The 20,862-nt window shown below is 31.7% G+C and carries 20 protein-coding genes, 1 pseudogene and 1 riboswitch; of the genes and pseudogenes, 1 reads left to right on the top strand and 20 read right to left on the bottom strand.

The genetic code is table 11. The features are described from left to right. Positions 1-283: 283 nt before the first annotated feature. The 10 genes from BM153_RS12825 to BM153_RS12775 form a co-directional block, all read right to left on the bottom strand. Entirely contained in the window at positions 284-1,117 is an 834-nt protein-coding gene (locus BM153_RS12825) for a hypothetical protein (protein ID WP_092874773.1), read from the bottom strand. Next, the gene (locus BM153_RS12820) at positions 1,118-1,837 is read right to left on the bottom strand and encodes a hypothetical protein (RefSeq protein ID WP_143088315.1); all 720 of its coding nucleotides are present in this window, start codon (positions 1,835-1,837) and stop codon (positions 1,118-1,120) included. It lies immediately after the preceding gene. A gap of 13 nt (positions 1,838-1,850) precedes the next feature. Then, positions 1,851-2,672 (bottom strand): hypothetical protein, encoded by an 822-nt coding sequence (locus tag BM153_RS12815; RefSeq protein ID WP_092874767.1) that lies wholly within the window; start codon positions 2,670-2,672, stop codon positions 1,851-1,853. A gap of 35 nt (positions 2,673-2,707) precedes the next feature. Next, on the bottom strand, positions 2,708-3,430 hold the full coding sequence (locus BM153_RS12810; RefSeq protein ID WP_092874764.1) for a hypothetical protein: 723 nt from the start codon (positions 3,428-3,430) through the stop codon (positions 2,708-2,710). A gap of 83 nt (positions 3,431-3,513) precedes the next feature. Continuing rightward, positions 3,514-3,957 (bottom strand): DUF2712 domain-containing protein, encoded by a 444-nt coding sequence (locus BM153_RS12805; protein WP_092874761.1) that lies wholly within the window; start codon positions 3,955-3,957, stop codon positions 3,514-3,516. A gap of 230 nt (positions 3,958-4,187) precedes the next feature. Next, a complete protein-coding gene (locus tag BM153_RS12800) occupies positions 4,188-4,445 on the bottom strand; it encodes a hypothetical protein (protein WP_092874758.1) in 258 nt (85 codons plus the stop codon). 95 nt (positions 4,446-4,540) lie between these two features. Continuing rightward, on the bottom strand, positions 4,541-5,269 hold the full coding sequence (locus BM153_RS12795) for a hypothetical protein (RefSeq protein WP_092874755.1): 729 nt from the start codon (positions 5,267-5,269) through the stop codon (positions 4,541-4,543). 158 nt (positions 5,270-5,427) lie between these two features. Then, entirely contained in the window at positions 5,428-5,874 is a 447-nt protein-coding gene (locus tag BM153_RS12790) for a DUF2712 domain-containing protein (RefSeq protein WP_092874752.1), read from the bottom strand. 86 nt (positions 5,875-5,960) lie between these two features. Beyond that, positions 5,961-6,509, bottom strand: a complete 549-nt coding sequence (locus tag BM153_RS12785) for a hypothetical protein (protein WP_092874749.1) — start codon at positions 6,507-6,509, stop codon at positions 5,961-5,963. 366 nt (positions 6,510-6,875) lie between these two features. Further along, positions 6,876-7,601, bottom strand: a complete 726-nt coding sequence (locus BM153_RS12775; RefSeq protein WP_092874743.1) for a hypothetical protein — start codon at positions 7,599-7,601, stop codon at positions 6,876-6,878. Between the two features lie 440 nt (positions 7,602-8,041). Here BM153_RS12775 and BM153_RS12770 point away from each other — a divergent pair, with 440 nt between their 5' ends. After that, the gene (locus tag BM153_RS12770; protein WP_092874740.1) at positions 8,042-9,973 is read left to right on the top strand and encodes a methyl-accepting chemotaxis protein; all 1,932 of its coding nucleotides are present in this window, start codon (positions 8,042-8,044) and stop codon (positions 9,971-9,973) included. Between the two features lie 77 nt (positions 9,974-10,050). Here BM153_RS12770 and BM153_RS12765 read toward each other — a convergent pair whose 3' ends face one another. The 10 genes and pseudogenes from BM153_RS12765 to BM153_RS14340 form a co-directional block, all read right to left on the bottom strand. Next, positions 10,051-11,082, bottom strand: a complete 1,032-nt coding sequence (locus tag BM153_RS12765; RefSeq protein ID WP_092874737.1) for a threonine aldolase family protein — start codon at positions 11,080-11,082, stop codon at positions 10,051-10,053. Between the two features lie 163 nt (positions 11,083-11,245). Beyond that, a complete protein-coding gene (prfA, locus tag BM153_RS12760) occupies positions 11,246-12,325 on the bottom strand; it encodes a peptide chain release factor 1 (protein WP_092874734.1) in 1,080 nt (359 codons plus the stop codon). Positions 12,326-12,455: 130 nt separating this feature from the next. Continuing rightward, the gene (gene prmC, locus BM153_RS12755; protein WP_092874731.1) at positions 12,456-13,295 is read right to left on the bottom strand and encodes a peptide chain release factor N(5)-glutamine methyltransferase; all 840 of its coding nucleotides are present in this window, start codon (positions 13,293-13,295) and stop codon (positions 12,456-12,458) included. Between the two features lie 32 nt (positions 13,296-13,327). Then, positions 13,328-14,296 (bottom strand): DUF1385 domain-containing protein, encoded by a 969-nt coding sequence (locus BM153_RS12750; protein ID WP_092874776.1) that lies wholly within the window; start codon positions 14,294-14,296, stop codon positions 13,328-13,330. Between the two features lie 96 nt (positions 14,297-14,392). Then, the gene (rpmE, locus tag BM153_RS12745) at positions 14,393-14,596 is read right to left on the bottom strand and encodes a 50S ribosomal protein L31 (RefSeq protein ID WP_092874728.1); all 204 of its coding nucleotides are present in this window, start codon (positions 14,594-14,596) and stop codon (positions 14,393-14,395) included. Positions 14,597-14,715: 119 nt separating this feature from the next. After that, on the bottom strand, positions 14,716-16,404 hold the full coding sequence (gene rho / locus BM153_RS12740) for a transcription termination factor Rho (RefSeq protein WP_092874725.1): 1,689 nt from the start codon (positions 16,402-16,404) through the stop codon (positions 14,716-14,718). A gap of 574 nt (positions 16,405-16,978) precedes the next feature. Further along, on the bottom strand, positions 16,979-17,533 hold the full coding sequence (locus tag BM153_RS12735; protein ID WP_092874722.1) for a DUF6715 family protein: 555 nt from the start codon (positions 17,531-17,533) through the stop codon (positions 16,979-16,981). 370 nt (positions 17,534-17,903) lie between these two features. After that, positions 17,904-18,536: an ECF transporter S component gene (locus BM153_RS12730; RefSeq protein ID WP_092874719.1), complete on the bottom strand. Its 633-nt coding sequence runs from the start codon at positions 18,534-18,536 to the stop codon at positions 17,904-17,906. A gap of 190 nt (positions 18,537-18,726) precedes the next feature. Further along, positions 18,727-18,875, bottom strand: a riboswitch (FMN riboswitch). 77 nt (positions 18,876-18,952) lie between these two features. Next, positions 18,953-20,332: an MATE family efflux transporter gene (locus BM153_RS12725; protein ID WP_092874716.1), complete on the bottom strand. Its 1,380-nt coding sequence runs from the start codon at positions 20,330-20,332 to the stop codon at positions 18,953-18,955. Between the two features lie 313 nt (positions 20,333-20,645). Then, positions 20,646-20,862: pseudogene (locus BM153_RS14340) on the bottom strand (group II intron reverse transcriptase/maturase); the annotation flags it as partial.

Below are 20,862 nucleotides of genomic sequence, written 5' to 3'. Positions count from 1 at the left end.
TATCCGGTTTGATATGACTTTCGCAACCTATTATGCCAAGAAGCGATCTGAGGGAAAGCCACATCGCGTTGCCATTTCACATGTCACGAAGAAATTAGTCAGAGTCATTTTTGCATTGGAGAGGCAGAACACTGACTTTGTATCTACCTCACTTCGCTGACATAAATAACTATTTCTACTGCACCATCTGAAATACGGTGTATTCAGATGGTTTATTTGTCATGCAATTTTTACTTAATTAAAATTTATTCAAAAATCACTTGACTATTTATAGTTTGTCACCTCACATAATATCTTTTTTTCTAATAGTAAAAAAACTAATTAATACTAATCCAAAAGCCAAAAGCCACATTGGTAGCCAAATCATCTCTTTTGATATACCACTTTCTATTTTATAAGCAACCCTTACTAACATAAAATTATCAGCAGCAAAAAAAATCGAATTAACAAAATATGAACAAATCCAATATATTATGCCCAAAATAAATACATATAAAGGTTCAAGTAAAAATTCCAATGCTGTATAAATTAGGGAAAAAGCCAATGCTGACATAAAAAAAATAATAAGCGCTACTTTTTCATATTTGATATATTCTGCCCCATATCCCAAAATCACAGTAAAAACATCTTTATTATCCTTAAAAAAATTTGTTCCCTCCAGTAAAATATTAAAATATATGGTCAAAAGACATATTAAAGAAAAAAATATGGCTTTAGTTAAGGACAATAAATATTTTGAAATAAGCCATATATTTTTACTAGAAGCATACAAAATATTTCTGTAGCCGTTTTCTTTTAAATCTTTTTTCAGATAACCTGTAATAATAAATATTAATACTGTTCCTATAACAAGATATTCAACACAAACTTTTATATCTTTGCTTCCTGTTTCAAAAAAAAGTTCTCCTCCCAAAATTTTCCACAAATAGCATCTTTTTCCCATATATTCCACTCCGGGATATTCCATATTCAGGGTATTTATACTAAACAATATACAATCAAACATTATATATATCATTAGTCCACACAGCCATTTTATGATATTAGCTAATTCATTGGTAAAATCATATTTGTACTGTCCCCACAATTTTAAATAAAAATTATTTTCTCTTTTCATTTATAAAAACTCTCTTCTTACTACCATTTTCTTTAAAATAAATGCAGATATAAAGCCAAAGGCTAACGCTTCTATACATACCCACCCAAAGTTGAATATATTACTAATCATCTCATATTTGATTTTTAAAAGATTTGTAAAAAGTCTTGCATTAGTACAGATTTCAATAACACATACTAAAACCAGACTTCCCATTAAAAATAAAGAACTTATATTTCCCCAGGCAAAAATCATAGAAAAAATCCCAATTAAACTTAATGTGATAAACATTGATAAAAAAGTTAGCAAAACTACAAGAAAAAAACCTGAATCATTTGTACTTTTAAACTGCATCTCATATAAACTGTTTTTCTTATCCCAGTTATAAAAGCTCTCTGAAAAAAAAGCTGAAGAAAAAATTGTAAACACTAGGGAAACTATTGAGATTATAGCAGAATTGACAAGTACCTTTTTTACCTGTTTTAAAACTATTGTTTTTTTTGAAGAATATAATAATATATTCATCGCCGAAAAATCATTTTTCATTTCATTTAACGAAAGAAATATCATAGCCGTACCTAAAATAAGTCCAACATTTCTACTTTCATCAAAAAATATTAAATAATCAGCTACACAATATTTGTAAAATTCGGATAAATCTGTAAGAAATGGGGTAAGACCCATAGCATATAATATCTGCGAAATCCCAATTACTATAAAAAATAATATTTTTTTTGTCATAAATCCCACCTTTTTAAAATACATCTTCACTTTGATTCTTTTTTAGAATAAGAAATATAAAAATTATAAAAATCAAAAGATATATTACTATGCTTTGACCTTTTACCGATGAATATCCGGGATTTAGAAAATGAACTGGAGAATAATCATCAAATCCTAGCGTACAAAGAGCAGAATGTAAAAACATCCATACCACAAAGGGCATTGCATAAATCAAAAATCTATGCTCCACATAAAATCCGCAAAGCATTGCTATACAAGCCGTAAGCCCCGCATAGATAAAATCAATCACCATAAAAATAAAAACATAAAGCAGTGGAAAGGTATAATATAATTCATACAAAAAAGACATATTATCAGGAGCTGACATGGAATTTGTAATACTAGGCGTAAAAGTCGGTAAAACAGCCGCCGTCATACAAAAATTAATAATTAACGGTGCTACAAAAACAATTCCTCCAATTATAAATACAGCAATAATTTTGCTTAAATAATAGCGTTTTTTACTTTCTCTTATTAATACATTTTTTAAATATCCACTTTTTTTCTCAAGAAAAAATGAATCAGCATATGCTCCTGAAACCAGTAAAGGTAAAATCATATAATATAAATACGGTTGAAGAAATGATGAAGTTGAATCCATCCAGCCTTCAAAAACCGTAACAGGATGAAGCATTGCAGCACTATCTTTATAATATTCTAATATTGTATCCTGAGACTTTGCAAAAATTAAAACATATTGAAAAAAATATGTTACTCCTATTAAGATACCTATAATCAGCATTATCCAAAACTTTTTATTTGATAATGCTCTTTTTAATTCTTCTTTAACCACTTTTTATTACTCCATTTTCATTATAATCGCTAATCTTATTTTCTATCCTCTAATACTATATATAAACCTATAGGAATATCTGGAGCAGGCGAATCAGAATCACTTGCAGCCAGTCCTAATGTAGAATCCTTTAATACATCTTTATGTACTACATATACCAATTTTCCTTTATATGTTTCTCCTTCCTTTAAGGTACACATCCACCCTGACTTTCCTATTGGATCATTTTCATCATTTGTACACAAAAACAATTCTACTTCTTCTACATTTTTTCCCTTTTTGTCCATTATGACCAGCCATATATCTCCTAAGCATAAAACATTATTCTTTTCGTCATCTGCATCTGCTTCACGATATTCTCTGACGTTTTTATTTGTAACTTCTATATCAATAATAATAGTTGCTTTTTTATCTTGGTCTTCTTTATAATAATTATCAAAACATTCCTTGTATCCTGGTATTTCAGCTACATCGTAAAATCCATCCTTTATTTCATATGATTTTACTTTTACCACTCTTCCACAGCTATATCCCTTCTCATTTATATAGCAAATGCGTTCTGTTTTGCTTTCTTTTAACATTGTTTTTTCTAATTTACTAAGTTCCTTAGTATTTGTCTCATCTTCACTTACAGTCTTTTTATTTTCCTTATTTGCAAATGCATTATTTTTTTTTATTATTCCGCTTGTTTTCACTGCAAAAAAAATGATAAAACCTATCATGCATATTCCTACAGCGTATATTATTTTATTCTTCATTTTTCCGTCCTCTATTTAACTTAATAATGCCGGATATTATTTCCGACATTATTAAGATTTTGTTCTAATGCTTTTAAATATTTTTAAACACTATCCGGACTCCATACTCCTCTTACTTTAGCTCTTTTGTGTATTTCCGGGTTAATACCTAATGTACAACTATGGTATCCATGTTCTCTAACATAATTAGGTATATATTTAGAATGACCTGCTGGAACTCTTAAATAGGGTGTCACTGAAGAATTCTCCAATACTGTAAATGATCTTCCACTTCTATTTGTTGATAAAACATTAATACGAATAGCGAAACTAGAAGTATTCTTAACATAACAAGATGTATAATCCAGTTTTGCCCTGCTAACTGGAACTGTATGATCACACCCATCTCCTATGTACGTATAATCAAATTTCTCGTCTTTTATATTTCCCGCAGCATCCGAACCTAATGGCATGAAAATATTCGTACTTAGTGCCAGTGTCCCCACTACTATACATGTTTTAAATAAGTTTCTAAATTTTTTCATCATTTTTTATTACCTCCCTGGTATTTTAGTTATATATTGATTTTAATCACAAACATTTATAAAAAAAGAAAGAATTAATTAATTTTGTCCTTAATTATCTGATTTTTCAAATATTAAAGTGAATCATGTATTTTTTTATATTTTCTTCTGCTATTGTTGAATTTCTCCTCTTTTTTACTGTAAAATAATAAAAGCTATCTTGCATATTCCTACAGCGTATATTATTTTATTCTTCATTTTTCTTTTTCCTTATTTTTTAGTAGTATAAGTAACCACTGGGAAGGATCTGATGCCATCCCTGTGAAATTAACATTCAGACTTAATATAGAATCTTTCAATAAATTCTTGTCCACAACATATACCATTTTCCCTTTATATGTTTCTCCTTCTTTTAAGGTATACATATGACCTGATTTTCCTATTGGATCATTTTCATCATTTATACATAAAAACAATTCTACTTCTTCTATAGTTTTTCCCTTTTTATCCATTACAAATAGCCATATATTTCCTAAGCATAAAACATTATTCTGAGTTCCTTAGTATTTGCCTCATCTTCACTTACAGTTTTTTCATTTTGGGATTATTAATCTTTTTTTCTATCCTCTAATACTATATATAAACCTATAGGAATATCTGGAGCAGGCGAATCAGAAAAATGTGCATCCAGTCCTAATGTAGAATCCTTTAATACATCTTTATGTACTACATATACCAATTTTCCTTTATATGTTTCTCCTTCCTTCAAGGTACACATCCACCCTGACTTTCCTATTGGATCATTTTCATCATTTGTACATAAAAACAATTCTTCTTCATCTTTAATCTTTCCTTTTTTATCCATTATGACCAGCAATATATCTCCTAAGCATAAAACATTATTCTCTTCGTCATCTGCATCTGCTTCACGATATTCTCTGACGTTTTTATTTGTAACTTCTATATCAATAATAATAGTTGATTTTTCAGAATGATCTTCTTTAAAATAATCCTCATAACGTTCCTTATATCCTTGTATTTCAGCTACATCGTAAAATCCTTCCTTTATTTCATAAGATTTTACTTTTACCACTCTTCCACAGCTATATCCCTTCTCATTTATATAGCAAATGCGTTCTGTTTTGCTTTCTTTTAACATTGTTTTTTCTAATTTACTAAGTTCCTTAGTATTTGTCTCATCTTCACTTACAGTCTTTTTATTTTCCTTATTTGCAAATGCATTATTTTTTTTTAGTATTCCACTTGTCTTTACTGTAAAAAATATGATAAAGGCTACCATGCATATTCCTACAGCGTATATTATTTTAGTCTTCATTTTCTCTTTCCTTACTCTTTTTACTCAAAAATACCGGAAATAATATCTGGCACTTTTAGGTTTTTTCATTAAAACGGACATTCGGAATCCGCTTTGCTACTTCCTTATGAACGCAGTGGCACTTTGTGCCAACTGCGTTCAAATTCTTTTAAATATTTTTAAACACTATCCGGACTCCATACTCCCGTTACTTTAGCTCTTTTATGTATTTCCGGATTAATACCTAATGTGCAACTATGATATCCATGTTCTCTTACATAATTTGGTATATATTTAGAATGACCAGCTGGAACTCTCAAATAAGGTGTCACTGAAGAATTTTCCAATACGGTAAATGATTTTCCACTTCTATTTGTTGATAAGACATTAATACGAATAGCAAAATTAGATGTATTTTTTACATAACATGATGTATAATCCAATTTCTTCCTGCTTACTTCAACTGTATGATCACATCCATCTCCTATATAAGTATAATCAAATTTTCTATCTGATATATTTCCCGCAGCATCCGAACCTAATGGCAGGAAAATACTTGTGCTTAGTGCCAGTGTCCCCACTACTATACATGTTTTAAATAAGTTTCTAAATTTTTTCTTCATCATTTTTTGTTACCTCCCTGATATTTTAGTTATATATTGATTTTAATCACAAACATTTATTAAAAAAGAAAGAATTTATTAATCTTTTCTTAATTTTCTGATTTTTCTTTATTTTCCAATAGAATTAAAAGACCTTTTAGGGAATTAGACGCTTCTACTCTACAAAAATCCACATTTAATCCTATTTTACAATTTTTTAATGTATTTTTATTAACAACATATACCAACTTTCCTACATAGGTTTCTCCTTTTTTTAATGTACATAAAAGTCCGGATTTTCCCATAGGATCATTCTCATCATTAGTACATACAAACAGTTCGTCTTCTTCTATATTTTTTCCATATTTATCTATTACATTAAGCCAGATATTTCCAAGGGATAATAACTCATCTTCTTCATTACTGTCCCAAAATTCACTTACATACTTATTTGTTACTTCCATCTCGACTATGACAGTTGCTTTTTCATCGCTGTTTTCTTTAAAATATTCATTGTAACTATCTTTATATCCCGGTATTTCAGCTATATCTACAAATCCATCCTTTATTTCATATAATTTTACTTTTATTGTAAATCCACAATTGTCACCTTTTTCATTTAAATAACAGATATGTCCTGCTTGATTTTCTTTTAGCATTGCTTTTTTTTATTATTCCACTTGTTTTCACTGCAAAAAAAATGATAAAGCCTATCATGCATATTCCTACAGCGTATATTATTTTATTCTTCATTTTCTCATTCCTTACTCTTTTTACTTGTAAATGTCGGAAATAATATCTGGCATTTTTAAGTTTTTTCATTAAACCGGAAATCCGAATGTCCGCTTTACATTTCAAATAATATTTTTACAAATTTTTCTTAAAAAGCCTCTTTATAGCAGAAATCTCTGCTTATAAAGAAGCTTTATATATCTCAATAATATTAAATTTCCATTCTTACTATTTTAGGATAAAGTGATGGTAATTAAAAAGATTTTGTATTCTTTAATCTTAATTTTTAATTACTAATCTTCTTTTCTATTTTCTAATACTGTATACAAGCCTATGGGAGTGACTGGAGTCTCTCTAGTGAAATTTGAATGCAGTCCTAATATAGAATTATTCAGTATATCTTTATGTACAACATATACCATTTTTCCTTTATAGGTTTCTCCTTCCTTTAAGGTACACATCCGCCCTGACTTTCCTATTGGATCATTTTCATCGTTTGTACATAAAAACAATTCTACTTCTTCTATAGTTTTTCCCTTTTTATCCATTACAAATAGCCATATATTTCCTAAGCATAAAACATTATTCCCTTCATCATCTGCTTCGGCCTCAAGATATTCTCTGACATTCTTATTTGTAATTTCTACATCAATTATTATAGTTTCTTTTTCAGCATGATCTTCTTTAAAATAATCCTCATAACGTTCCTTATATCCTGGTATTTCAGCTACATCGTAAAATCCATCCTTAATTTCATATGATTTTACTTTCACCACTCTTCCACAGCTATATCCCTCTTCATTTAAATAACAAATACGTTCTGCATTAGATTCCTTTAACATTGTTTTTTCTAATTTACTGAGTTCCTTAGTATTTGTCTCATCTTCACTTACAGTCTTTTTATTTTCCTTATTTGCAAATGCATTATTTTTTTTTAGTATTCCACTTGTCTTTACTGCAAAAAATATGATAAAGGCTACCATACATATTCCTACAGCGTATATTAATTTATTCTTCATTATATTAGTCCCCTTATTTTTATTTTAAATTTATAATAATTTATAAAAATTAAATTTCACATTAGAAATTATTATAAAATTCTTAATATTCTGATTTTTTATATTTTTATCCAAATAGTGCGAATTAACAAAAAATATACTTCATTTACAGCTTATGAATAAAAATTTTCAGTAAAGCGGACATTCTTAAATCCGCTTCGCTACTTCCTCATGACTCATCTTTTTACATTCAATCAGAAAATTCAAAGTCATATTTTCTCATTTTTTTCCGATATTTAATACGAATTACCTTTTATAGGGAGATTTTTCAGCAAATAAATCAGCTTACAAATGTCTCTTGTATAAATAAGTATACATATTTATTTTTTGATGAGTTCATTAGGAAGTAGCCAAGGGGATTTAAGAATATCCACTTTATCTAAAAGGGGAAGGAGTATTACATGAAATTACATACAAGAATTTCACTGATATTTGGCTTTATATTGGTGATAGGAATAACAATAATCGGACTATATTCACTTTCTAGAACATATTACATAGGTTTAGAAAATACCTTTGGAAAATTAGAGATTACTTCAAGACTTACCTCAAATCAAATCGGAGGAAGGTTAGATAATTATATGAATTTAGCTGCAGTTTCCGGAAGAGACCCTATCATAAGTTCGTCTGATGCCAGCAATGCTGATAAATTAGAAAGGATGTCTGTTTTAGCAAAACAAAACGGATTTGAAAGCTATGATGTTCTTAATCTTAAAGGAATCAGCTATCTTAATGAAACAAATTATAGCGATAAAGACTTCTTTCAAAGTGCTTTAAATGGTACTGCTGCTATTTCTGATATAGAAAAATGTGAAGATGGTTTTGAATTTACTATCGCTGCTCCTTTATATGATGAAAGCCTTACTAAAATACAGGATGTTGTATGTTATAAAATGGAAATTGATTTTTTAAAAGACATTCTTTCAAGCTTAAATTTAAGCGAAACAAGTTATGCCTATCTTATTGATGATAACGGTAATGTTATTGTACATACAAATGAAGAACTTATAGATAAAGTCAATATCTCAGAAGAAAAGGGAGCACTTTCAGAAATTTACAACAATTTAACTGAAGAAAGAACCGGGTCAAAGGAATATACTTATAACAACACCCGTGTTTTATGCGGATATTCACCAATTCCTGGAAGTAGCGGATGGAGTATTGTAGTAGCAGAACTATATACTACTTATGTTCATGATGTTAATTCCATGACCTATCAGATGATTTTTATCCTTGTAATTTTGCTTATTACCTTTATAATAATTTCACGAATTGTTGCAAATTTAATTGCAAAACCAATTATCAGGGTAAAAGACTCCCTATCAAAGATTGCAGTGGGAGATTTTTCTGAAAATATTAAAACCATAAAAAACCCTAAAAAATATGAGGTGGCAGTACTTACTAATACAGCCGCAATGATGCTTGACAGGCTTAAAAAAATAGTCATGGATAGTACAGATATATTAGAGGGATTGTCAAATTATAATCTTAAACAGGAAAAAATGGATACATATCCGGGAGATTTTAACAAGCTTTCTGATTCAGTTAATAAAATTTCTAATATTTTAAACGAACTTATAGTTGAGGTATCACAGTCTACAAGTTATGTGGGAAACGGCTCCAAAGAGCTTGCCCAGGCAGCTGATGCTTTAGCCCAGGGCACCACTACCCAGGCCGGTTCCATACAAAATGTGGTTTCAGATATTGAAGATATGGCAAAAAGAATTAACCGAAATGCCCAGAATGAAAAAACTGTTGACCAGCAGATAAAAAACCTCAATTGTCTTATACAAAATGGAAATGGAGAAATGACAAATCTTGTTGAGGTAGTCAAAGAGGTAGAAGCCATGTCCGCAGATATACAAAAAATTGTAGGTACAATTGATTCAATTGCATTCCAAACAAATCTTCTTGCCTTAAATGCTTCTGTAGAAGCAGCAAGAGCCGGTATACATGGCAAAGGTTTTGCAGTGGTTGCATCTGAAGTCGGAGCCCTTGCCGCAAAAAGTTCCAACGCTTCACAGCAGACAGCAGACCTTATAGAATCCTGCTTAAGCAAAATTGAAGAAGCCATGAATTGTGCCAATACTACCTTTGATGTATTAACGAGGATTGTAGAAAACTCCGGTGAAATTTCAAAAGCTTTTGAGGAAATATCTGCTGATACCAATCAGCAGGTGGAAAATGCTTCAAGTATTCAAAAAGAAATTGTCAATATTTCAAATGTTGTTCAAAGTAATATGGCAACGGCCCAGGAAACAGCCGCTTCAACCCAGGTTCTCTCTGAACAGGCTGACACTTTAGATAATCTGATGAGAAGATTTAAAGTATAGTTATTCTAAATAATTATAGGCTATTGTAATTATTTTACAATAGCCTATTTTTGTAAAGCCTTTAAAATCTCTGAAAATTACAGCTCTTTTTCAAGTATTTCTAAATCTTTTTCACTTGTAGACCAACTGGTTGCCAATCTTACAACTGTATGGGTTTCATCATATTTCTCCCAAAAACTTACTTTTACCTTTTCCATAAAGGCCTTTAACTCTTTGTTTTCAAATATGATAAATTGCTGGTTAGTAGGAGATTTAAGATAAAATTCTTTACCGCTTTTTTCAATTATATCTATGAGTTTTGAAGCCATATCTATGGCATAATCTCCTATTTTTTTGTAGGTATCATTAGTAAACAGGGCATCAAACTGTACGCCTAAAAGTCTTCCTTTAGCTAAAAGTCCCCCTCTTTTTTTTACAAGATTTATAAAATGTTTTGGCCTGTTATTTTTAGTAAATACCACAGCTTCACCACAAAGACAGCCGGCCTTTGTTCCTCCGATATAAAATACATCAGTAAGTCTTGCCATATCCTCTAAGGTGACATCACTTTCTTTTGAAGAAAGTGCATATATAAGTCTTGCCCCATCTGCAAAAAGGGGAATTTTATACTCTTTGCAGACCTTTGACAAAGCCTCTAACTCCTCTTTTGTATATAAAGTTCCATATTCTGTAGGCTGGGAGATATAAACCATTCCCGGAAAAACCATATGCTCAAAACTTCCATCATCATAAAAGTCCTCTATGTATTTTTTTACATTTTTTGCATCCAATTTTCCGTCTTTACCCTCAATCTCAAGAACCTTGATTCCGCTGTATTCAACTGCCCCTGCTTCATGAAGGCTAATATGTCCGGTCTTTGCCGCTATGACACCTTCATATCCTTTTAACATGGTAGATATAATAATTGAATTTGTCTGGGTACCACCAACTAAGAATTCCACCTCTGCCTCAGGACAATTACAGGCTTTTTTTATCTTTTCTTTGGCACTGTCACAATATCTGTCAGTGCCGTAGCCACTAAGACACTCTAAATTTGTATCAACAAGAGCTTTTAAAATCTCCGGATGTGCTCCTGCTATATAATCACTTTCAAATGATACTTCCTTCATAATTTTCTCCTTTCAACACTTGTAAAGCGGACATTCGGAATCCGCTTCGCTACTTCCTCATGAACGCAGTGGCACTTTGTGCCACCTGCGTTCAAATAATTATAATATATCCCCGCTTAATATTAACATTTTTTAGCGGGGATGTTTTATCTTTTTTTATATATTATGATGCACTCTTTTCCATGTTGCTAAGCTTTGCAGCCTGGTCAGCAGCTATTAAACTGTCAATAATCTCCTGGATATCACCATTCATTATGGAATCAAGTTTGTGAAGTGTAAGCTTGATTCTGTGATCTGTAACCCTTCCCTGAGGATAGTTATAGGTACGAATCTTTTCTGAACGGTCTCCTGTACCCACCTGACTTCTTCTGGCTTCTGCTTCTGCATCATGCTTTTTGGACATTTCTAAATCATAGAGTTTTGAACGAAGTACTTTTAAAGCCTTATCCTTGTTTTTAAGCTGTGATTTTTCATCCTGACAGGAAATTACAATACCTGTAGGAATATGAGTAAGTCTTACTGCGGAATCTGTTGTATTTACACACTGTCCACCGTTTCCTGATGCTCTAAATACATCAAATTTACAGTCGTTCATATCAATTTCCACATCCACTTCTTCCGCTTCAGGCATAATGGCAACAGTGATGGTCGAAGTATGGATACGCCCCTGAGACTCTGTTTCAGGAACACGCTGTACCCTGTGAACTCCGCTTTCGTATTTTAATTTGGAATAAGCACCTCTTCCAGAAATCATAAATACAATTTCCTTAATTCCACCGATTCCGTTTTCGTTGATACTCATTATTTCTGTTTTCCAATTATTTGATTCAGAATATTTTGAATATACTCTATACATATCTGCTGCAAATAAAGCTGCTTCGTCTCCACCGGCTCCTGCTCTGATTTCAACAATTACATTCTTTTCATCGTTAGGATCCTTTGGAAGAAGTAATATTTTTAATTTTTCTTCTAAAGCTACTACCTTGTTTTTTGACTCGGAAAGCTCTTCTTTTGCAAGTTCTCTCATTTCTTCATCAGATTCTTCCTCTAAAAGCGCCAATGAATCCTCAATATTTGTTTTTTCTGCTTTATATTCTTTAAATGTTTCTACAATAGGGCAAATATCATTTTGCTCTTTCATAAGATTTCTGAAACGATTCTGATCATTAACTACATCAGGTTCCTGTAATTCATTTGTTATTTCTTCATATCTATTTACCAAAGACTCTAATTTATCAAACATTAAATTCTCCTTTCAAATCTAAAAACAATAATTCATATATATATAAAGCGAACTTTTTATTCCGCTACTTCCTTATAAACAACCTTCAACTAATATTTTCCTGATATCCGGGGTAAAATTTCATATAAAGCTAACCATGCTCACCTGTAATTACCCTGTCTAAGCCATTTAAATCTTTAATACATTCAATATTCTTATATCCATTTTCCTTTAAGATTTCAGTGACTGACTCCCTTTGGTCTGCTCCGATTTCAAAAACGAGCCTTCCTTTAGGATTTAAATATATTACTGCTTCTTTACTTATTTTTCTGTAAAAATACAATCCGTCTTCTAAGCCATCTAACGCCAGTACAGGCTCAAATTTTTTTACCTCAGGCATTAAAGTATCAATAACTTCTGTCTTTATATAGGGTGGATTTGAAACAATAAGATCAAATTTCTCATTTTGGGGTATGTTTTCAAATACATCACTTTGAATAAAATCTATACTACATTCTAAATCTTGGGCATTTTTCTTAGCCACCTTAAGGGCAGCTTCTGAAATATCCAAAGCCTTTGCTTTTATCTTTCCATTGAAATTTTTATAAAGACTGATAATAATACATCCTGAACCGGTGCATACATCTAAAACCTTAGAATTTTCTTTAATGTATTTTTCTGCCTGACAAACCAGATTTTCAGTATCAAATCTTGGTATCAATACATTTTCATCCACATAAAATTCGTAGCCACAAAAGTAAGCTTTGCCTGTAATATATTGTAAGGGTATCCTTTTACTTCTCTTTTCACAAAGCTTTTCGTAGTTTTGGAATATTATATCTGAAGCTTCTTCCTTTGCATTTAAAATAAAAAAGTTTCTGTCTTTCCCGGTTACATATTCCAAAAGCATATATGCATCGTTTTCGTATTCTTCTATACCGGCACTTTTTAATTTTTCCTTTCCCCTATTTAGAAGTGTTGCATATTTCATAAGAAATCGTCCTTTCTTCTAAAAAACAAGACTTAACTGGCACGACTGTTGTCTATACTAAAATCCTTGTTGTCAAAATTTTCTCTTAAATATCCCCGCCAGTCAAAAACCGCATCTACTGAAGCAATTCCAACTTCTATCATATCATCATCCGGTTCTTTAGTAGTCATACCCTGCAACATAAGTCCCGGCTTACTGATAAGATTCACTAAAAAGTTATCGTATTTTCCTGCCAGTCTTATAATTTCATAGGATACACCGGCTATTACAGGAACTAAAGCAAGTCTTAATACCACTTTTAAAAGGGGTGAATCAACTCTTATAAAAAAGAAAAAAATTATACTTACAATCATTACAAAAAGTAGAAAACTAGTTCCACAGCGTTTATGCTGCCTTGAGCTTTTACGCACATTTTCTACAGTCAGTTCTAAGCCATGTTCTATACAATTTATGCATTTATGCTCTGCACCGTGGTACATAAATACCCTTTGTATATCTTTCATATAGGATATGGCTTTTATATAAGCCAAAAAAATAAAAAGCCTTAAAACTCCCTCGGCTATAGCTATAATCATTTTTGATGAAGTAAGTTTAGTTAATCCAATGGATAAAAAATAAGGCAACATCATAAAAACCGCAATGGCTATGATTATGGATGTGACCATGGTAACTCCCATAATAATATCATCTGTTTTTTCACCTAATTTATCCCTTAAAAATCTTTCAAATTTTCCGGGTTCTTCTAAAGCTTCCTCATCCATAAAAAATTCTGCTGAAATATTAAGTGATTGCATCCCCAGAATCAATGAATCAACAAATCCAAACATTCCCCTAATAAGAGGCAGATTTTTTACTTTTTTAGCAATTTTAAGTCCTTTATATTCCCTGCTTTCTACAGCGATTTCACCATCAGGCTTTCTTACAGCAACAGCGTATTTATCGCCATTTCTCATCATCACGCCTTCAAGTACCGCCTGTCCTCCTATTCCTGAATACTTCATATTTATCCCTTCCATAAACCAATCTCTTAAGATTAATTAATTTAAAAATAGGTTGAGATTAAAAAACCTCAACCTTATCTTTAATCCGTATTATTTTTATTTGTTCAAGCCGTATCTTCTGTTGAACTGTTCAATACGTCCACGAGCTGCAACATTCTTCTGAGCACCAGTATAGAATGAATGACATTTAGAACAAATTTCTACGTGAAGCTCCTGTTTTGTTGAACCAGTCACGAAAGTATTTCCGCAGTTACAAGTAACTGTAGCCTGATAATACTCTGGATGTAATCCTTCTTTCATTATGTTCACCTCTCCAAAATCTAATCTAATTGATTAACCATTGTTTATTCAATCCCTAAACAGCTCTGTCATTATATCACAAAGTAGATTTTAATGCAAGGTTTTTTCCTAATTAGAAATTAAATAATTTTGTTTTTTCTGATAAGTTCAATAAATTCTTTATTATTTCTGGTTCTTACGAAATAATTTAAAACTGTCTCTACTGCATCTTCTGTCTTCATGCCGTTAATAGCTCTTCTAATAAGATATACAGCTTCTTTTTCGTAATCCTCCAAAAGAAGATCTTCTCTACGAGTACCTGATTTTGTAATATCAACAGCCGGGAATATTCTCTTTTCGGATAATTTTCTGTCAAGGACAAGCTCCATATTACCTGTTCCTTTAAATTCCTCGTAAACTACATCATCCATTTTTGAGCCGGTCTCAATAAGAGCTGTAGCAAGAATTGTAAGACTTCCGCCTTCTCTCATATTTCTTGCAGCACCGAAAAATCTCTTAGGCATATGTAAAGCTGCAGGATCAAGACCACCTGATAATGTTCTACCACTCGGTGGAATAGTAAGGTTGTAAGCCCTGGCAAGTCTTGTGATGGAGTCTAACAAAATCATAACATCTTTTCCCATCTCCACAAGTCTTTTTGCTCTTTCAATAACCATTTCGGATACTCTTTTGTGGTGATCTGGAAGTTCATCAAAAGTAGAGTAAATAACTTCTACATTTTTTCCTTCAATGGCTTCTCTTATATCTGTAACCTCTTCCGGTCTTTCATCGATAAGTAAAATTATAAGATGCATTTCCGGATTATTCTTGCTGATAACTGTTGCAACTTCCTTTAAAAGTGTTGTTTTTCCTGCTTTAGGAGGAGAAACAATCATACCTCTTTGACCTTTACCTACAGGAGAAACCAAATCTACTATTCTCATGGCTGTACTTCCTCCCGGAACTTCAAGTTTTAACCTCTCGTTTGGGAATATAGGTGTAAGATTTTCAAAGCTTGGTCTTTTAATAGCCTCTGATGGACTTTCTCCATTTACAGTTTTAACAAATAATAATGCACTGAATTTTTCTGCTGAGGTACGCACTCTTGTATTTCCGGAAACTATATCACCTGTTTTAAGATTAAATCTTCTTATCTGAGAAGGAGAAACATATACATCGTTATCTCCCGGCATATAATTTTCACATCTGATAAATCCATATCCGTCAGGCATTACTTCTAAAATACCATTAGCTCTTATACCGCTATCCAAATCATTTTCGATTTTTTCTGAATCTTCTTTATAACTCTTTGTTTCTTTAGTATCTGCATCATCTTTATAACTTCTGTTTTCTTTTGAATCCATATGTTCTTTATGAACTTTAATTTCTCTGGATTCTGTATGTTCTTTACGAACCTTTGGCTCTTTGTTTTCTACAACTTTTTCTTCCCTTATAAAGTCTTTATCATCTGATTCCTCTATAGAAGCCTTATCAATCACCTTTGTTTCAAGAACAGCTTTGTCATTTCCGTTTAAACTGTCAGCTGTTACAATCTTTGTAGTACGCTGCTTTGCTGCTGTAGCCTGACCGGTCTTTTTAGCAGTTTTTACGGTCTTTTTGATTAATTTGGATTCTGTTTCCGCTTTAGCAGCATTTGCCTCTTTTTGTTCTTTTTCTTTTGCTTTTGCTATTTCCTCATCTTTTTCATCTTCTTTTACAAGAAGCTCGATAATCTCCTGTTTTTTAAGCCCTGAAATTCTCTTAATTCCTCTGGCTTTTGCAATATCTTTTAATACAACAACTGACAATGTTTCATATTTTTCTTTCATGCTTCCTCCTGCTTTCGTCCTATGTTATTAATATCTTTTTTGTCTTTACTTTGATAAAAGTTCATATTCCGTTGAAAAACAAGCCCCACTGGGAGCTTTCATATTCAGATTATTTTCTCCGGTTTACATAAATAATTATTTTACCTTAATTACTACAATATTTGATTAGTTTATATAAATCTCCATGAAACCATAGTAAACAAATTTTCAAAAACAAAGTCGAAAATCTCTGCTGATTCCATAATGATTATAGGTCTTTTTTAATATTTCTAATTCATTCCATGCATACAGTTTAAAACCTCTCTTTCACTTTAAGGTGTTCAAAATTTTTAAAATTAATTTGGAATTTGTAAAGTTGAAATACTTGGATCTACAAAAATTAATTTATGACCTGTTCAAACCGGCCGTCAACTAAATTGTAATATGAAAATCCGATACAAAGTTATAAAGATATTGCGGATTAATAACACTACACAGCTTTCCACCAGGTGAAAAGCCGTTCCGCCTTAGTGCAAGTAGAATCATACAATATATTTTTATAAAATGCAAGTACTTTATAAAATTTTAATTTAATTTATTTTATTTTTGTATAGCCGTATATCTTCCATCTGCAGTCTTTATCCTGTCTGAGAAGAAAATCTGATGAAGTAGTTCCCTTGTTTTTATCATTGTTTTTTATGGTATAGGTAACTGATATTTTTGAAAAGGTGGTTCCATCTACTTCCTTTTCCTTGACTGTTGTATCTACATTATAACTACTGATGGATTTTTGAGCATTCTTAAACTCTGCCACATTCTGATTTAAATTTTCCGTGTGCTCTACCAAAGGATTATTTTCTAAAAGTTCATCATCCATTAAAATTCTCATTTCATTTAAAAGAGCTGTCTCTTCTTCCTCTGTGTACTCCAGGTTATAAAATACTTTTGTTATCCTGTTATAGGTTTCCACTACATCTACTGCAGTATCCGGATAATTTTTTTCCAAATTCAAATCCAGAATAGCATTTATTTCCGCATTTTCGCTTTTTACTTCTTTGTCATTATTATTTCGATGAGTCATAAAGAAATAAAAACCACCTGCCAAAACAACTAATAAAACTGCTACTAATGCAATAATTCCTTTTTTCATTATTTCTCTGCCCCCTTTAATAAGAGCCCTCTGCTTTATGACGGGCTTATTATCTAATATTGATTATGCATTCATATATAATTTGAAATATTTTGAATATTCTTTTCCGTGAATGAATTACAATACTACATAATTAGAATCGGATTCATAAGTGAAAATAGTTATAGATTTTTCTTAAATCTGATGAATTTGTAAATGTTTCCATAACTTTCAAGGTCAAAATCCCCTGAGAAACTGACGCATTAATAGCGTCCACCTTTATATTAGAACCATCATTGAAGTAACAGCTGAGCGTGTAAAGCGTTCAAAAATATAAAAACGACCATAGTTTTTTCTATGGCCATTTCTTAAATCTCTTATGATATTTTTATCAATCTATAGTATTCCCCTTAATAATCGGAGATAAATACTTGTAGGTGACAATTGTAATAGCAACATCTATCATTCCTTTTACAAAAGTAAATGGCATATTAAATATCAGTAATGCCTGTAAAAGATTATCCACTTTAGGATAAATAGCCTGATACATGGCAAGGATTGTTTCCATTGGGATAAATGCTGTATAAATCGGATAAGTTACAAAATAATTAATAGGAACGCTTAACACAGCCATAAATACTGCTCCGGCAAAAGCGCCAAAAATGGCAAGATTCTTGGATTTTTTCACCTTATAAATCAAACCTGCCGGAAGAACAAAACATGCTCCCAATATAAAATTACACAATTCTCCTACTCCACCTGTGGTTGTAGCAGTAAGATTTACAAGATTTTTAACAAGGCATATAGCCACGCCTGAAATAGGTCCCATGGTGAATGCTCCGATTAAAGCCGGAAGTTCTGAAAGATCCATCTTAATGAAACTTGGCATAAGTGGTACATTGAAACTAAAAAACATTAATACTGCCGATAAAGCTGATAACATGGCAGTCATTGTAAGTTTTCTTACCTTTCCACTTCTTCTTGTTCCCTCTTCCACTGTCAATTTGTGATTAATTTTTTCCATTTAGTTTTTACTTCCTTTCCACTTAGTTTAAACTTAAAATACTACTCCCCGGTAAATGTATTAAGTTTTGGAAGAACTCTTAATATTGTTAACTTTTTCACTTCTTATTCTTATAAAACTTAAGGCAGCGTTTAATTCTTTAATAAATAAGAAAACCCCGAGCATTTAAGCTCGGGGCATTAATCATGGTTTAGTTAACTTCTCCCATCCAGACTTATGTATAAATACAATCACTGTCGGTACCGGAATCTCACCGGTTCAACTGCCAATGGCAGGTCACGGACTATACCGTCGGTTAGGAATGGCGTTTAAACGCTTCACCTGACCCCGAAGAACTTCTTCTAATTTAATTTCTTTATATATTGTAAATTTTTTCATACTTTATGTCAATAAAGAATTAGGATATTTTTTATGATTTAATTCCTGTCTTTTACAAGATTCGTCACCCAATTTCCTCTCTTTATCATTACATATCCGATAATAACCTTTATAAAATCTGCAAATTGAATAAAGGCAAAAACAAAAAACACCGGAACACTTGTAAATTTACAAAGTAAGAAGGCTACGGGGACTGCTATTGTCCAATTATAAACACTGTCAAAAAGGAAGGTTACAAAGGTTTTTCCTCCTGATCTTAGGGTAAAATATAAAACATTTAAGAAGCCCTGAACCGGGAAAAAAACAGCTGAAATTATTATAAACCATTTTCCATAGTCTTTTATTACCGGTGTAGTGTTATAAAAATCAGGATATATAAAAGATATCCCTATAAGTATCAGTGATAATATAATGCAGGCTCCCCCTGTAAACCACATTAACTTTATAGAATATTCTTTAGCTTCTTCAAATTTTGAGACACCTAAGTATTGTCCTATTATTATTCCTACAGAGCCTCCCATAGCTATAAATACCACATTTAAAAGGTTACAAATAGCATTTGAGATATTTAATCCTGCTACTATGTCAAGACCTCTGATGGAATAACATTGAGTAAGAGCCGCCATTCCTCCTGCCCAGAAAAATTCATTTAAAAACAAAGGCAGACTTTTTATCAATATATCCTTCATTTTAAAAATCGGAATTTTAAAGGTGGTATAAATACCCTTTAAAAATGGATGGTCACTTATTTTTACATTAAGCCATACTACTATTATCAAAAGCTCAACTATCTTTGAAATAACTGTAGCTAAGGCTGCTCCTCTTACTCCTAATTCAGGAAGGCCAAACTTACCATAAATAAGTAAATAGTTAAATACCACATCAGTTATAACTGAAATTATACCTGCAAGCATTGGCTTAAAACCTTCTCCGGTTTCTCTGATACTTGAGGCATAGACCTGAGAAATTGTAAAGGGAAAAAGCTGAAGAATCATTATATGTAAATATTCTTTTCCCAAACTTAATGTAAGAGCCGAATCAATACCTCTTTCCTGCCCCTGTAAATACATTTTAAGAAAAAATTCTCCGCCAAAATAAAATATCAATATCCCTGCGAAAATACAAATCAGGGCTAAATATAGTTTTAATCTTATAATATCCAAAAATCCCTTTTTATTTCCCTGACCAAAATATTGAGCACCAAATATCCCCGGTCCGGATATAAGTCCAAAAACTGCCAGATTATATACAAATATCAGCTGTCCGGCTATGGAAACTGCAGTCATCATTTCTGTTCCAAGACTTCCCACCATTAAATTATCTACTAAAACAACTGCATTTGTAATTCCATTTTGAACCATCATGGGAATTGCTAATAATATTACCTTTTTAAAAATCTGCTCCTTATCATTTTCCATAGCTTTTTAATTCTCCTATAAGCAATTTTATTCATTACAATAAAAAAACATTATCCCCAAGATAATGCTGTGTTCCTATATTTTTTTCTATCGGGTAAATATACCTTAAATAGAAGGTATTGTCAATCTTATTTAGTGGATGTTTTTTATCCTTTTTTGTAAATAGCTTGTATAGTCTTCATTTAAAATTTATAATGAAGTTAATCCTTATTAATATGATATTTTTTGTGTGAATATTTACAATCGAGTAGGAGGGAGTGATTAGCTCCCGTCCTCTCACAGCACCGTACGTACCGTTCGGTATACGGCGCTTTCAATAGTTGACGTGCACAGACTGATAGGCTGTGGATAAATCATAGAAGCCACTGTTTATCAACCTTTCTTTTGTCCTTGCCATATTTACTGCAACGGTATGCGTCGTGAACCAATGGCCTCTTCGGCTGTTACCAGCCTGCCATGCTAAGTCCCCGGGTACGCCCATCTTAATCAGATTACGTACCTTTGTCTTGGGCTTCTTCCATTGTTTCCAT

The organism is Acetitomaculum ruminis DSM 5522, assembly GCF_900112085.1.
Taxonomy (GTDB): Bacteria; Bacillota; Clostridia; order Lachnospirales; family Lachnospiraceae; genus Acetitomaculum; species Acetitomaculum ruminis.
The sequence above is the reverse complement of the archived record's forward strand: the minus strand, read 5'-3'. Positions and strand labels throughout refer to the sequence as shown.

Bases quoted from the DNA above. Each gene is read 5' to 3' on its own strand.
- BM153_RS12810 (WP_092874764.1), bottom strand. From the start codon at position 3,430: ATGAAGAATAAAATAATATACGCTGTAGGAATATGCATGATAGGTTTT.
- BM153_RS12775 (WP_092874743.1), bottom strand. From the start codon at position 7,601: ATGAAGAATAAATTAATATACGCTGTAGGAATATGTATGGTAGCCTTT.
- BM153_RS12735 (WP_092874722.1), bottom strand. From the start codon at position 17,533: ATGAAAAAAGGAATTATTGCATTAGTAGCAGTTTTATTAGTTGTTTTG.
- BM153_RS12820 (WP_143088315.1), bottom strand. From the start codon at position 1,837: ATGACAAAAAAAATATTATTTTTTATAGTAATTGGGATTTCGCAGATA.
- BM153_RS12790 (WP_092874752.1), bottom strand. From the start codon at position 5,874: ATGATGAAGAAAAAATTTAGAAACTTATTTAAAACATGTATAGTAGTG.
- BM153_RS12785 (WP_092874749.1), bottom strand. From the start codon at position 6,509: ATGCTAAAAGAAAATCAAGCAGGACATATCTGTTATTTAAATGAAAAA.
- BM153_RS12725 (WP_092874716.1), bottom strand. From the start codon at position 20,332: ATGGAAAATGATAAGGAGCAGATTTTTAAAAAGGTAATATTATTAGCA.
- BM153_RS12825 (WP_092874773.1), bottom strand. From the start codon at position 1,117: ATGAAAAGAGAAAATAATTTTTATTTAAAATTGTGGGGACAGTACAAA.
- rpmE (WP_092874728.1), bottom strand. From the start codon at position 14,596: ATGAAAGAAGGATTACATCCAGAGTATTATCAGGCTACAGTTACTTGT.
- BM153_RS12800 (WP_092874758.1), bottom strand. From the start codon at position 4,445: ATGGATAAAAAGGGAAAAACTATAGAAGAAGTAGAATTGTTTTTATGT.
- BM153_RS12795 (WP_092874755.1), bottom strand. From the start codon at position 5,269: ATGAAGACTAAAATAATATACGCTGTAGGAATATGCATGGTAGCCTTT.
- BM153_RS12765 (WP_092874737.1), bottom strand. From the start codon at position 11,082: ATGAAGGAAGTATCATTTGAAAGTGATTATATAGCAGGAGCACATCCG.
- BM153_RS12730 (WP_092874719.1), bottom strand. From the start codon at position 18,536: ATGGAAAAAATTAATCACAAATTGACAGTGGAAGAGGGAACAAGAAGA.
- BM153_RS12770 (WP_092874740.1), top strand. From the start codon at position 8,042: ATGAAATTACATACAAGAATTTCACTGATATTTGGCTTTATATTGGTG.
- BM153_RS12750 (WP_092874776.1), bottom strand. From the start codon at position 14,296: ATGAAGTATTCAGGAATAGGAGGACAGGCGGTACTTGAAGGCGTGATG.
- BM153_RS12805 (WP_092874761.1), bottom strand. From the start codon at position 3,957: ATGATGAAAAAATTTAGAAACTTATTTAAAACATGTATAGTAGTGGGG.
- prfA (WP_092874734.1), bottom strand. From the start codon at position 12,325: ATGTTTGATAAATTAGAGTCTTTGGTAAATAGATATGAAGAAATAACA.
- rho (WP_092874725.1), bottom strand. From the start codon at position 16,404: ATGAAAGAAAAATATGAAACATTGTCAGTTGTTGTATTAAAAGATATT.
- prmC (WP_092874731.1), bottom strand. From the start codon at position 13,295: ATGAAATATGCAACACTTCTAAATAGGGGAAAGGAAAAATTAAAAAGT.